The sequence below is a fragment of the Sphaerisporangium sp. NPDC049457 genome (genome assembly GCF_055586705.1).
In genome coordinates this window covers 382944-395913 of record NZ_JBVJHR010000002.1, presented here as the reverse complement: position 1 = coordinate 395913, position 12970 = coordinate 382944, and the positions used below count along the sequence as shown (strand labels likewise).

The following is a 12970-nucleotide window of genomic DNA, read 5'->3' as shown; positions in this document are numbered from 1 at the left end:
GACTCAACGATCGTAGAGCGAAACGGCGGCGTGGGTCAACGCCGGTAGAGTCATGCCGTGAAGGACACGACGACCAGCCGCGCGGAGCGCCGCCGCCGCTCCGAGGAGCGCATTCTGGCCGCCGCGCGCGCCGTGTTCGCCGAACGCGGCTTCGAGCGGGCCACGATCCGGGCCATCGCGTCCATGGCCGAGGTGGATCCAGCGCTGGTCATGCAGTACTTCGGCTCCAAGCAGGAGCTGTTCGACCGGGCCGTGCGCATCCCCGCGATCCCGCCGCTGGACGGCGCCCCGGAGGGCCTGGTCGAAGAGCTGCTGGCCAGGGTCGGGATGAAGATCGGGCCGATCCCGGAGGCGTCGCTGGCGATGATGCGCTCCATGCTCACCCACCCCGAGGCGGCCGAGAGGGTGCGCGCCCGGCTGGACGAACAGGTGGAGCAGCTCGGTTCCGCCGTCCCGGCCGAGGATCCCCACCTGCGCGCGGCCCTGATGATCAGCACCGTTCTCGGCGTGACCATCGCCCACCAGCTGCTCGACCTCACCGCCCTGCGGGACGTCCCCGCCGACCGCGTCGCCGCCGTCCTCCGCCCTGCCCTCACCGCCCTGACGCACGCCGACGCGAACCCCGGCGCGAACCCCGGCGCCCCGGCGAGAACGCCGGAGACCACCGATTCATGATCGCCACGATCGCGGATGGATGAGATGACGACCACGCGGCTGACGTCCGACCGGCTCCGGCTGGACCCGCTCGCCGTGAGCGACGCCGACGAGATGGTCGAGGTGCTCGCCGGCGACGACCTCTACTTCTTCACCGGCGGCTCCGCGCCTACCTTGCGGCAACTGCGCGCCCGCTACGCCCTGCAGGTCGCCGGACGTTCTCCGGACGGCCGCGAGGAATGGCACAACTGGATCCTCCGCGGACGCGCCGACGGGCGTGCGGCCGGCTACGTGCAGGCCACGATCGTGGACGACGGGCGGCGGGCCGAGATCGCCTGGGTGGTCGGTTCCCCCTGGCAAGGGCAGGGGTACGCGTCCGAGGCCGCGCGGGCCCTGGTGGCCTGGCTCGACGCGCGCGGCGTCGTCCGCGTCCAGGCGCACATCCACCCGGACCACACCGCCTCCGCCGCCGTGGCCCGCCACGCGGGCCTCGCACCCACCGGCCGCTACGACGACGGCGAACAACTCTGGCAACGCGACCGCGAAACCCCTCCATGACCAGGCCCCCGGCGACCCGCCGCCACCCGTGAAGGCGAGCCGCCGTCGCGACAGCGGTTGGAGCGCCAGAGTGTCGTTCCTGTGGCGCCGAGCGGCAATCTGAAGTAGTTCAGATGACATGAAAGTCATGGCGACGACGAGCTTCCCGTACAGCGTCTTCTTGCGTGGGCCTTCGCAGGTGCTGCCCTCTCTCGACGATGCCGACGTCGTACTGGAGCGCAGGGACGACGAGAACCTCGTCCTGATGCGGGCCGAACGTTTCGAAGCCGGCGCCGCCACGCTCCGCATCGCCGCCCGCGCGCTGGCCATACTCGCCCGGCGGAACAGGGACCTCGCCGAGGAGGTGCTGGCCGAGGAGCTGCCGTGGACCACCTGGCTGCCCGACACAGAACGGCACGCCTGCGTGAGCGAGTTGCTCGGCCACCTGACGGCCGGGGCGGACACCGGCGAACTGGTGCCCTTCAGCAGGGCGCTGACCTCCTGGCGATCCACCGCCGTGGCGTGGAGCGACCCGCGGCTCGCACGCGAACTCCAGGGTCCGTTCCCCTGCGACGGCCCGGAGGTTCCTCGGCCTCTCAGCGAGCCGACGTGACACGGCGTGGAGAAGAGGCGCCCCGCCCCAGGCCCTGGGTCGTACGTTTCGCCGACCGCAGAGCGGCCGACGGCTGGAGCCATCTCCTCAGTCAAGCGCTGGAGAACCTCGACAGGGCATGGTTCCCAGGGCTGTAGGTGATCTCCCGGGCGCCGCTCTTGTGTGTGGCGTGGGGGCCTGCCACCCTTTGGGGGAACGCGCGCAAGCTTGATCGGTTTTCCGTCCTTGGTGGTCGAGGAGCCTGCAATTGGGTTTTCTGGTGGAGCTTCCGGTTGACGGCGCCGCGCCCGTTCTCGTGGAAGTGGAGGACGAGGACGGCATCGTGCGCGCGGCGCGACGCGGGCAGATCATCGCGACGGCGAATGAAACCCTGCAGATGGCGATGGACCGCATAAAACCGATCGCGATGTCCTTTGTGGAGAAGGTCCGCGAGATACCCGAGAAGCCCGACACGATGACGGTGGAGTTCGGGTTCAAGGTGACGAGCGAGGCGGGGCTGGTCGTGGCCAAGGCCTCCGGTGAGGCCACGTTCGCCGTGACCCTCACCTGGAACAGGGCTTGAGCGTCCCCCGACCGGGGGTGAACGCCGCGATCGTCGCCATTCACGACGCCCGCGGCGACCCGGTGGGCGCCGGCGTCCTGGCCGGGCCGCGGACGGTCCTCACCTGCGCGCACGTCGTCGCCGCGGCCGTCGGCCTGCCCGCGGCGTCGTCCGATCCGCCGCGAGGACGCGTGACGGTCGGTTTCCCGCTGATCGAGGACGAGCGGCGGTACGCCGCCGAGGTCGTCTTCTGGCAGCCGGTCGCCGAGGACGACTCCGGGGACGTCGCCGGCCTCCTGCTGGAATCCGATCCACCCGCCGCCGCGGCGGCGGCGCACCTGGTGCTGTCCCGCGATCTGTGGGGGCACCCGTTCCGGGCGTTCGGCTTTCCCCGCGGCCATTCGGGCGGCGTGTGGGCGTCCGGGATGCTCCGGGACCGCGTCGGGTCGGGCTGGCTCCAGATCGAGCGCCCGCAGTCGGCCGGTTTCGCGATCCAGCCCGGTTTCAGTGGCGGGCCGGTCTGGGACGACGAGCTCGACGGCGTCGTGGGCATCGTGGTGGCGGCGGAGCGCCGCGCCGAACTGGCCACCGGATACGTCGTGCCGAGCGACGCGCTCATAGACGCCTGGCCCCGGCTCGCCGACTACGCCCTTCCCGCCTGCCCGTACCGGGGGCTCGCCGCCTTCCGCGAGCAGGACAGCGGCGTGTACTTCGGCCGCGACGACGCCGTGGACAAGATCACGGCGAGTGTCGCGGCCAGGCCGCTCACCGCGGTCGTGGGGCCTTCGGGCAGCGGCAAGTCGTCCCTGGTGGCCGCCGGGCTGCTGCCGCGCGTGCGGGACGACGGCACCGCCGTCGCGGGTTTCCGGCCATCGGCCGGATCGACCCTGGCGACGGCCTGCGCGAACGGTCTGCTGCCGCTTCTCGAACCGGACATGACCGAGTCCGAACGGCTCGCCGAGGTGCCCAAGCTGGCATCCGTCGTCGCCGGCGGGCGCATCGGCGAGATCATCGACCGGGTTCTCGACCGCACCGACGCGCGGACGCTGCTGCTCGTCATCGACCAGTTCGAGGAGATCCTGGTCCAGGATCCCCGCCAGGCCGAGCGGTTCCTCGCGCAGCTGCGGGCGGTGCTCACGGCTCCCAGGCAGGCCGGCCGGACGGTCCGGGTCGTCGTCACGCTCCGTTCGGACTTCCTGGACCAGGTGCTGGACATCGCCGGCATGGGCGAGTTCCTCAATCCCGGGCTCCTTCTGCTCGGTCCGCTGGGACGGGAGGAGCTGCGGGCGGCCGTACGGGGGCCGGTCGACGCGATCGGGAGCGTGAGTTTCGCGCCGGGGCTGGTGGACCGCATACTCGACGACCTGGCGGACGAGCCCGGGGCCCTGCCCCTGCTGGAGTTCACGCTGACGTTGCTGTGGGAGTCCCAGGCGGCAGGCGTCATCGGGCACGAGGCCTACGAGCGGCTGGGCGGCGTGCGCGGTGCGCTGGCCCAGTACGCCGAGCGGGTCTGGACCGGCGACCTGCAGGCCTCGGAGCACGCCGCCGCGCGCAGCGTGTTCGAGCGGCTGGTGCGGCCCGGCGAGGCGGGCAGGCACACCCGCCGGGTCGTACGCCGGGACGAGCTCACCGCCGAGCAGTGGTCGCTGGCGCAGCGGCTGGCGCGGACGAGGCTGGTGGTCTCCGGCCGGGCTCCCGACGGCACCGAGACGGTGGAGCTCGCGCACGAGGCCCTCATCGCGGGCTGGGGGCGGTTCGCCAGGTGGCTGGCGAGCGACCTCGACTTCCGCGTCTGGCAGGAAGGCCTGCGCCTGGACATCACGCAGTGGGAGGCGGCCGGCCGCGACCGCTCCTTGCTGCCGCGCGGGGCGCCGCTGGAGATCGGCAGGCAATGGCAGCGGACGAGGCCCGCCGAGCTGAGCCGGAAGGAGCACGACTTCCTCGACGCCGGATGGGCCGCCCGCCGAAGGTCCCTGCGCGTCCGGCGGACGACCGTCTCGTCCCTGGCGGTGCTGACCGTCGCGGCCCTCCTCCTCGGAACGCTGCTCGACAACCAGCGGCGGGTGTCCCAGGACGAGGCTCTCCACAACTTCTCCCGGGCGCTGTCGGCGAGCGCCCAGACCGCCGCGACGACCAGCGACCTCCCGACGGCGGCGAACCTGCTGACCGTGGCGGCGTACCGCGCCAAGAGCACTCCGGAGGCGTACTCCAACCTCGCCCGGCGCTACCTTGAGACGCGGCAGGTCACGCACTTCCTGGAGACGCCCGGCAGAGCACGAGAGGTCGCGGCGATGGCGGACGGCCGGACGGCGATGGTGCTGACCCGCACGAGCCTGACGCGCTGGGACCTGACCCGGCGGGGCCCCGGCACGCCGGTGAACCTGGGTTTCGTACCCGACCGGGTGGCCACCACCCTGGACGGCCGCCGCGTCGCGACGGTGGACAACGACAACGACCGTCTGGTCGTGTGGGACGTGGAGCGTTCCCGGCCGCTCGCCGACATCGCGCTGCCGAAGGGCCCGCACGGCGCGGCGGCCCAACTGCAGTTCTCCGCGGACGGGGCGCTCTACGCCGCCGTGGACGACAGGTCGTACCTGGTCCGGTTCGAGGGCGTCGACGCGAGGCCGGTCGTGCGGGAGGTGAGGTTCGCCGATGAGGTGCTCGGCTTCGGGGACGGCTCGCGCACCGTGCTGACCGGGAAGATCCTCGGATATCGGGGGGTGGAGCTGGGGGACCTGACCGTCGGGACCGAGGAGGGCGTCAGCCCGGGGGTGACGGGGCGCGTCGCCGTCCGGGACGCCGGCACGGGCCGGACGCTGAGGTCGATTCCCGTACAGGGGCAGCGGCAGTACCTCACCCCCGACGGCGGCACTCTCGTGGACGTACGGTGCGACCGCCGCGCCGAGACAGGAGTGGACCGGACCTACGTCCTGCTCGGAAGGGGCGGCGAGCGCAGCACCGTGACCGTGCGCGTGTGGGACGTCGCCCGCGCGGCACCGCGCAAGGAGTTCACCTCCTCCTTCGCGTGCGAGAGGGCGGACTACTACCGGCTGGAGGCGCACGGGAGGTACCTGCTGGGCAACGTGACCACCGAGGGCTCGTCCTCCGGTGACGCGAACCGGCAGCAGTACGTCGTCTGGGACCTGCGCACGGGGAAGACCGCCGCCTGTTACGTCCTGCCCGCCGACGGAGACTGGCAGGTGGGCAATCTCGTGGACGACGGCGCAGGTTTGCTCGTCAGCGGGATCGGGTTCAACGCGCTGGGCCCGCGGGCCCATGCGGACGTCCGCCGCCTCGTGCCCGGGTCGCTGGAGTTCTTCCCAGGCACGTTGCACGAAGTGGCGGTGAGCGAGAAGCGCCATCTCATCGCCACGCTCTCCACGGATCTGGACGGTTCCGCGGCCGGCAGGATCGACCTGTGGGCGGACGACGGCGGCCGTCACCTTTCCACGCACGTCAACTCCGTCGCCGACAAGGTGCGGCTGTCGGCCGGGAACATGGCGCTGAGCGAGGACGGCAGGTGGCTGCTGACCGCGACGGCCGACCAGCGGCGCGTCGCCGTCTGGGACACCGGCGCGTTGCGGGTGGCGTCCGTCATCGACCTGCCGTACCAGGGGACGGGGCCTCCCGGCGGGGAGTACACGGCCCCGGTGCCGGTGTTCGACGGCGAGGGACACCTCCTGGTCTCCTTCGACGGCCTCGTGACGCGATGGGACCCCGCCACGGGGAAGCGGCTCTCGGCCCCGCAGGTGCTGGAGGACCGGTCGGGGGTGAAGCCGGAGGACCGTCCCGACGTGGACCCGGCGATCGCGGTACGGCCCGGCGGGCGCGAGTACGCCGTGGCGGCACGGGAGAACACGATCGAGATCCGCGACCTGCGCACCGGCGGGGTCGTCCGGACGATCCGCCTCGAGCGGCAGGTGACCATCTGCACGCTCCGTTTCGACCGGAGTGGCGGACGGCTGATCGCGTCGTTGACCGACTTCGGCACCGACACCCCTTCGGTACGCGCGTGGAACGCCGGCCAGGGTTACGCCGAGGCCGGTCGTCTGCCGGCGAGCTCGGGCTGGCCGGCGATGGACGACGGACGCTTCGCCATGGAGGGAGAACAGCTGGAGGTCTGGGAGGTCGCCACCCGCCGGCGCGAACTCGCCGTGCCGTTCCGGTCCGAGATCCACGCCTTGCTCTCCGGCGGCAGGGCGATGCTCCTCGACACCGGTTTCGGCGATCCCCCCGTCTTCGCCAACGGCCCCTACCGGGGGCTGGAGTTCGTAAGGGTCGACCCCGCCCAGTGGATGGACCATCTGTGCCGCATCTCGGCGCGTTCGCGGCTGACGCCGGAGGAGCTGCTGTCGGTGCCGGGGAGCGAACCGATCCCCCCGCCGTGCCCCTCCGGCGGATCGTCCGGTTGATCGGCTGAACGCGGTGCGGAAGGCGGATCGTCTGTCTGATCACCTGAAGGCGGTGAGGAAGCGGTCGCGGAAGGCGTCCATCCGCCAGACCGGGGCTCCCGGGCCGGGCTTCAGGCCGTCCTGCCAGCCCCATCCGGAGATCCGGTCCAGCACGGCCCGGTCGCGGGCGACGATCGTGACGGGCACGTCCCGGCTCGCGCCCTCACCGGTGACGATCGGGGCGGGCTGGTGGTCGCCGAGGAAGACGAGCACGAGATCGTCGTCGCCGTAGGTCTCCACGTAGGAGATGAGGGAACTCAGCGTGTACTCGATGGAACGCCGGTACTCGGTGCGCACCCGGGCGGCGTCGCGCCACACGGCGTCCGGCGACTCGCCGGTGGCGGCGATGGGGCCGAAGACGGAGCCGTCGCCGACGGCGTTCCAGTCGACGAGGCGGGGAATGGGCGCCCAGGGCGCGTGGCTGGAGACCAGGGGCATCTCCACCATCATCGGCGCGTGGCCCGGCTTGGCGCGTTCGAGCCGGTGGAAGGCCGACAGGGTGTACTGGTCGGGCATGGTGCCCCAGTTGAAGCCCGGGCCGCGATAGCCGAGGTTGCGCGAGTCGTAGACCCGGTCGTAGCCGTAGAACGCCCCCTCGGGCCAGTCCTTGGTGTTGCCCGGCATGACGGCGACCGTCCGCCAGCCCGCGCGCCGGAACAGGGTGCCGAGGGTCAGGCGGTCGCTCGTGACCAGGTCGCCGTGGCGCCGCTGGTTGTTCACCCACAGGCCGGAGAGCAGCGTGGCATGGGCCAGCCAGCTGCCGCCGCCGAAGGTCGGCGAGGTGAGGAAGGCGCTGCGGGAGGCGAACCCGGCCGCGCGCAGCCGGCGGCTCCCCGCGTCGAGCACCGCGTCCACCTGCGGCGCGAACTCCGGATCCTCGACCGCGTCACGGCCGTAGCTCTCGATGAAGGAGACGATGACGTCCTTGCCGCGCAGAGCGGTCAGCAGGTCCTGGCCCGGGGTGTCGCGGAAGGCGTCGACGGCGGCCTGCGCGGCGAACACCCGCTGGTCACGCAGGCTCGCGCCCACCTGGACCGCGTGGTCGCGGACGAGGGCGGCGGCGGGCACGTCAGGGGCGATCGGCACACCGAGCAGGGCGCAGGCGACCCAGGCGACCCCGAGCGTCCCGGTGGTGCCGGCCGCCGGGACGCGGTGCCTGGACACCAGGCGGGCCAGGCGCACGACCGACAGCGTCATCAGGGTGAGCACGCCGACGAGCAGCACCGCGACCGCGACGATGGAGCCGGCCGCGCCGGCCCGGCCGAACGACGCGGTGAGGAAGTCCACGGCGTTCCCGAAGAAGGCCCAGTCGAGCACCGGGTCGAAGGGCCGTTGGAGCACCGCGTAGAAGCCCATGTCGACGAACTTGACGATCGTCAGCAGGGCGAGGGCCGCGCCGGCGAGCGCCGCCGCCACTCGCCTGGGCCTGGCCGGCAGGACGAGCACGAGGGCGACGCCGATGAGCCCTTCCAGTGGGATACGGGCGAACGCCCCGGGCGTGAGATGCCCGATCTGGTTCGGGGCGTTGAGGGCGAACAGCACGAACAGGCAGGCGAAGAGGGTGGCCACCCACGCGGCGACGGGGCGCCTCGGGGCGTCGCCGGCGGGTTCGGTCGCGCCGGCGTCGGCGGGGGCGCCCTTCGGGGCCGTCCCTTCCTGCGGCGACGGCCGGCGGAAGCGCGTGATGAACGACAATCCTCAAGGTCCTTCCACGCCGGGCCCGGTGACGCCGGTCACCGCCGCGATGCCGGCCGAGGCCGCGCGAGCCGGCTCGCGGCGTCGAGTACGTATACGCCCGGCGGCCACCGGTGGTTCAAACGTGCTGGACAAGGCGCGGCTCGCCGGGCGCCGCCGCGTGGGCGGCCTCGGCCGATGGCCAGCCGCTCCGTTCCATGAGGTGCCACGGTACTTCCCCGGCCCGGCCGCCGTCCTGCGCACGCGACCGGCCGAGGTGCCGGTCGCGCCACAGCCACCCGATGTCGCGGCCGAACGACCACACGAGCGACGCCAGCGCCACCGCGACCAGTCCGTCCGCGACAAAACGCGGCGCCACTCCGGCGCTCGCGACGACCAGGATGACGCCCTGTAGCGCGGCCACGGCCTTGCGGGCGAAGCTCGGCGGCAGCGGCGCCCGCAGCCAGGGCAGCGCCCAGGCGGCCGCGACGAACGCGTACCGCATGGCGCCGATCGCGAGCACCCAGACGCCGGTGGATCCGGCCACGTGCACGCTGAGCACCAGGATGAGGAAGGCGTCGGTCTCCATGTCGAACCGCGCCCCGAGCTGCGACACGGTCCCGGTGCGCCGCGCCACATGGCCGTCGACCCCGTCGAGGATCAGCGCCACCGTGGCGAGCGCGACGATGTACGAGACCGGCGCCCGCCCGCCGGTGAGGCCGCTCGTCACCAGCGCCGTGACGCCTACGGCCAGCTCGGCGCGGGCCAGGGTGACCAGGCCGGCCGGTCCCAGCGAGCTGATCCCGGACCGGCGCATGGAGCGGGTGAGGATGGCCGAGAGGATCACGGCACAGGCGAGTCCGGCCAGCCGGCCCGCGGAGTTCAGGCCCGCGTCCGCCCAGAGCACGACGAGCAGGACGACCTGCGCCCCCACCCCGGCGGCCGGTCCGCGGACCTGCACCTCCGGCACGCGCCAATCCAGTGTGGTCAACTACGCCTCCAACTCCATGACCCCGGATACGGGGCGTCCAATATCATGCGGCTGACCCGTTTCCGGGCAGTGATGACTCCCTCGCGATGAGATACGGAGAGGAGGCCGATGCGGCTCAAATCAGATGCTTTCTGGCTTAAATCTCCCGGTGAGGGAGAGATTCGGCCGGCCGTCGTGCCGGAACCCGCCGCCGGCGAGGTCCTGGTCCGCACCCTTTATTCCGGCGTGAGCCGGGGCACGGAGAGCCTCGTCTTCCGCGGCGGCGTGCCGGCGAGCCAGCACGAGGTGATGCGGGCGCCCTTCCAGGAGGGCGACTTCCCCGGGCCGGTCAAGTACGGCTATCTCAATGTGGGGGTGGTCGAGGAGGGGCCGCCGGCCTGGCAGGGGCGCACCGTCTTCTGCCTCTATCCGCACCAGACCCGCTATGTCGTCCCGGTCGGCGCGGTGACCCTCGTGCCGGACGCGGTGCCCGCGGCGCGGGCGGTGCTGGCCGGCACGGTGGAGACTGCGGTGAACGCCCTGTGGGACGCGGCGCCGCTCATCGGCGACCGGGTCGCCGTCGTCGGGGCGGGGATGGTCGGCTGTTGCGTGGCCAGACTGCTCGCCGGGTTCCCGGGCGTCCAGGTGCAGCTCGTCGATGTGGATCCGGCGCGGGCGGCCGTCGCCGAGGCGCTCGGCGTCGGCTTCGTGACGCCCGAGCGGGCCGCCGGGGAGTGCGACCTCGTGGTGCACGCCAGCGCCACCGAGGCCGGTCTCGCGCGATCGCTGGAGCTCCTGGCCGCCGAGGGCACCGTCATCGAGCTCAGCTGGTACGGCGACCGGCGGATCAGCGTGCCGCTCGGCGAGGCCTTCCACTCCCGTCGCCTGGTCGTGCGCGGCAGCCAGGTGGGCTCGGTGTCACCGGCGAGGCGTGCCCGGCGCACCTACGCCGATCGGCTGTCGCTGGCCATGCGCTTCCTCGCCGACCCCGCGTTCGACGCGCTGATCACGGGCGAGTGCGCGTTCGCGGACCTGCCCGACGCGCTGGCCCGCATCGCCAACGGCGATCTGCCCGGATTGTGCCATCGAGTCGTGTATGGTCCGGCCGAGGACTAACAGGCAGCCGACCTCCTGGAGGATGGACGCATTGTTCAGTGTCACCGTTCGCGACCACATGATGGTCGCGCACAGCTTCCACGGCGAGGTCTTCGGCCCGGCACGGCGGTTGCACGGCGCGACGTTCGTCGTCGACGCGACGTTCCGCCGGGCCGAGCTCGACGGCGACAACATCGTGGTCGACATCGCCCTCGCCACCCAGGAGCTCGGCGCCGTGCTCGGCGAGCTGAACCTCCGCAACCTGGACGACGAGCCGGCCTTCGCCGGGGTCAACACCACGACGGAGTTCCTCGCCAAGGTCATCGCCGACCGGCTCGCCGACCGGGCGCGCGCGGGAGTCCTGGGCGAGGGGGCGCGCGGCCTGGCCGGGATCACCGTCACCCTGCACGAGTCGCACGTCGCCTGGGCGAGCTACGAGCGCGCCCTTTGAGCTCGCCCGCCGCCGCGTCCATGAGCACGGCGGCGCGCTCGGTGCACGTCTTCCTGCCCGGTGACGTGGACGACGTGACCGTCCCCAGCGGGGGGAACACCTATGACCGGCGCGTGTGCCAGGGCCTCGCCGCGGCGGGCTGGTCGGTCCACGAGGTCGCCGTCGACGGCGCCTGGCCGGCACCCGGCGCGGACGCCCGCGCCGAGCTGGCACGGGCGCTCGCCTCCCTCCCCGACGGCGCCGTGGTGCTGATGGACGGGCTGGTCGCGTGCGGCGTCCCCGAGGTCGTCCTCCCGCACGCGCGCCGGCTGCGCCTCGCGGTGCTGGTGCACCTGCCGCTGGCCGCCGAGACCGGCATCGCCCCAGCGCTGGCCGAGGAGCTCGACGCCCGCGAGCGGACGACGCTGCACGCGGCCACCGCGGTGCTGGCGACCAGCCCGTGGGCCGGGCGCGAACTGGCCGTACACCACGGTCTCGACCCCGAGCGGGTCCACGTCGTCCCGCCCGGCGCCGACCCCGCGCCGCTCGCTCCCGGCACCGACGGCGCGTCCCGGCTGCTCTGCGTGGCCGCGCTCACCCCTCGCAAGGGGCAGGACCTGCTCGTGCGGGCCCTCGGAACGCTTGCCGACCTGCCGTGGAGCTGCGAGCTCGTCGGATCCCCGCACCGCAGCCCCGCGTACGTCGCGCGGCTCCGTGAGCGGATCGCCGCGCTCGGCCTGCAGGACCGGGTACGGCTCACCGGTCCGCGCACCGGCGAACTGCTCGCCGCCGGCTATGCCGCCGCCGACCTCGTGGTGCTGGCCTCACGCGGCGAGACGTACGGCATGGTGGTGACCGAGGCGCTGGCCCGCGGCATTCCGGTGCTGGCGACGGCCGTGGACGCGGTACCGGAGACCCTGGGCCGCGCGCCCGACGGCAGCGTCCCCGGGATGCTCACGCCCCCGGAGGACCCCGCCGCGCTCGCGGACGCGCTACGCCGCTGGCTCGGCGAGCCCGCCCTAAGAGAACGGATAAGGAGGTCGGCTTGTGACAGGCGTGGCATGCTGGACGGATGGGACGTAACATCACAACGCCTGGCGGAGGTGCTGGAACGGCTTCGGCCGCGGTCCGGGCCGGCCACGTGAACGCCCCCGAATTCAGCCCGCGATGGCTGGCACTGCGCGAAGAAGCCGACGCCTCGGCCCGCGCGACGGACCTGCTCGACCCGCTGCGCGCCCACCTGGCGACCGCGCGCCGGCCCGCCGGCCCGCTGGTCATCCGTGATCTCGGCTGCGGCACCGGCGCCATGGGGCGCTGGCTGGCCGCCCGGCTGCCCGGCCCGCAGCACTGGATCCTGCACGACCGGGACCCCGGCCTGCTCGCGCGCGCCGTCGCCGGCGTCAGCGGCCCGGCCGCCGACGGCGGCCCCGTCACGATGGAGGCCGCGCGGGGCGACGTCACCCGGCTCGGCGCCGGCGAGCTCGCCGGGGCCTCGCTGGTGACCGCCTCCGCGTTGCTGGACCTGCTCACCGCCGACGAGGTGGACGGCCTCGCCGACGCCTGCGCCGAGGCCCGGCTCCCCGCGCTGCTGACCCTTTCCGTGGTCGGCCGGGTCGAGCTCGGCCCGGCCGACCCGCTCGACGCCGAGATCGCCGCCGCCTTCGACGCCCACCAGCGCCGTGTCACCGCCGGCCGGCGCCTGCTCGGCCCCGACGCGTCCGCCTTCGCCGCGGCCGCCTTCGCGCGACGGGGCGCCACGGTGCTCACCCGGCCCAGTCCATGGCGGCTCGGCGCGGACCAGGAGGCGCTGACCGCCGAGTGGCTGCGCGGCTGGGTCGGCGCCGCCTGTGAGCAGCGTCCGGACCTCGCGCCGGAAGGGCGGGCCTATCTGCGGCGCAGGCTCGACGCGTGCGCGGCCGGCGCGTTACGCGTCGTGGTCGGGCACGAGGACCTGCTCGCGCTCCCGGCGCCCGCGACCGGTGCGCGCCGTTGACGAGCCGGTACG

Annotated in this window: 11 protein-coding genes; 9 read left to right on the top strand and 2 right to left on the bottom strand. The window is 73.3% G+C overall.

All coding sequences use genetic code 11. The features are described from left to right. Positions 1-57: 57 nt before the first annotated feature. From ACZ6QO_RS05120 to ACZ6QO_RS05100, 5 genes are all read left to right on the top strand, one after another. Complete coding sequence (locus tag ACZ6QO_RS05120) at positions 58-675, top strand: TetR/AcrR family transcriptional regulator (protein WP_465847805.1); 618 nt, start codon at positions 58-60, stop codon at positions 673-675. A 24-nt stretch (positions 676-699) separates the two neighbouring features. Beyond that, the gene (locus ACZ6QO_RS05115; protein WP_465847804.1) at positions 700-1212 is read left to right on the top strand and encodes a GNAT family N-acetyltransferase; all 513 of its coding nucleotides are present in this window, start codon (positions 700-702) and stop codon (positions 1210-1212) included. A 127-nt stretch (positions 1213-1339) separates the two neighbouring features. After that, the gene (locus ACZ6QO_RS05110; protein WP_465847802.1) at positions 1340-1804 is read left to right on the top strand and encodes a hypothetical protein; all 465 of its coding nucleotides are present in this window, start codon (positions 1340-1342) and stop codon (positions 1802-1804) included. Between the two features lie 259 nt (positions 1805-2063). Further along, a complete protein-coding gene (locus tag ACZ6QO_RS05105; RefSeq protein ID WP_465847800.1) occupies positions 2064-2366 on the top strand; it encodes a CU044_2847 family protein in 303 nt (100 codons plus the stop codon). Further along, entirely contained in the window at positions 2363-6757 is a 4395-nt protein-coding gene (locus ACZ6QO_RS05100) for an nSTAND1 domain-containing NTPase (protein ID WP_465847798.1), read from the top strand. Before ACZ6QO_RS05105 ends, ACZ6QO_RS05100 begins: the two co-directional genes overlap by 4 nt. Positions 6758-6796: 39 nt before the next feature. Here ACZ6QO_RS05100 and ACZ6QO_RS05095 read toward each other — a convergent pair whose 3' ends face one another. Continuing rightward, positions 6797-8491, bottom strand: coding sequence for a sulfatase-like hydrolase/transferase (locus ACZ6QO_RS05095; RefSeq protein WP_465847797.1), 1695 nt, complete (start codon positions 8489-8491; stop codon positions 6797-6799). Positions 8492-8609: 118 nt separating this feature from the next. Then, positions 8610-9461 (bottom strand): CDP-alcohol phosphatidyltransferase family protein, encoded by an 852-nt coding sequence (locus tag ACZ6QO_RS05090; protein ID WP_465847796.1) that lies wholly within the window; start codon positions 9459-9461, stop codon positions 8610-8612. Positions 9462-9569: 108 nt separating this feature from the next. Between ACZ6QO_RS05090 and ACZ6QO_RS05085 the strand changes: the two genes are divergently transcribed. From ACZ6QO_RS05085 to ACZ6QO_RS05070, 4 genes are read left to right on the top strand one after another with little or no spacing between them, the layout of a single operon-like run. Continuing rightward, positions 9570-10556, top strand: coding sequence for a zinc-dependent alcohol dehydrogenase (locus ACZ6QO_RS05085; protein ID WP_465847795.1), 987 nt, complete (start codon positions 9570-9572; stop codon positions 10554-10556). 31 nt (positions 10557-10587) lie between these two features. Then, positions 10588-10986 carry a 6-pyruvoyl trahydropterin synthase family protein gene (locus tag ACZ6QO_RS05080; RefSeq protein ID WP_465847793.1) on the top strand — a complete coding sequence of 133 codons (399 nt, stop codon included), beginning with the start codon at positions 10588-10590 and terminating at the stop codon, positions 10984-10986. After that, positions 10983-12110, top strand: a complete 1128-nt coding sequence (locus ACZ6QO_RS05075) for a glycosyltransferase family 4 protein (RefSeq protein ID WP_465847792.1) — start codon at positions 10983-10985, stop codon at positions 12108-12110. The genes ACZ6QO_RS05080 and ACZ6QO_RS05075 overlap by 4 nt, the downstream gene beginning before the upstream one ends. Next, on the top strand, positions 12107-12958 hold the full coding sequence (locus ACZ6QO_RS05070; protein WP_465847790.1) for a class I SAM-dependent methyltransferase: 852 nt from the start codon (positions 12107-12109) through the stop codon (positions 12956-12958). Before ACZ6QO_RS05075 ends, ACZ6QO_RS05070 begins: the two co-directional genes overlap by 4 nt. Positions 12959-12970 lie beyond the last annotated feature (12 nt).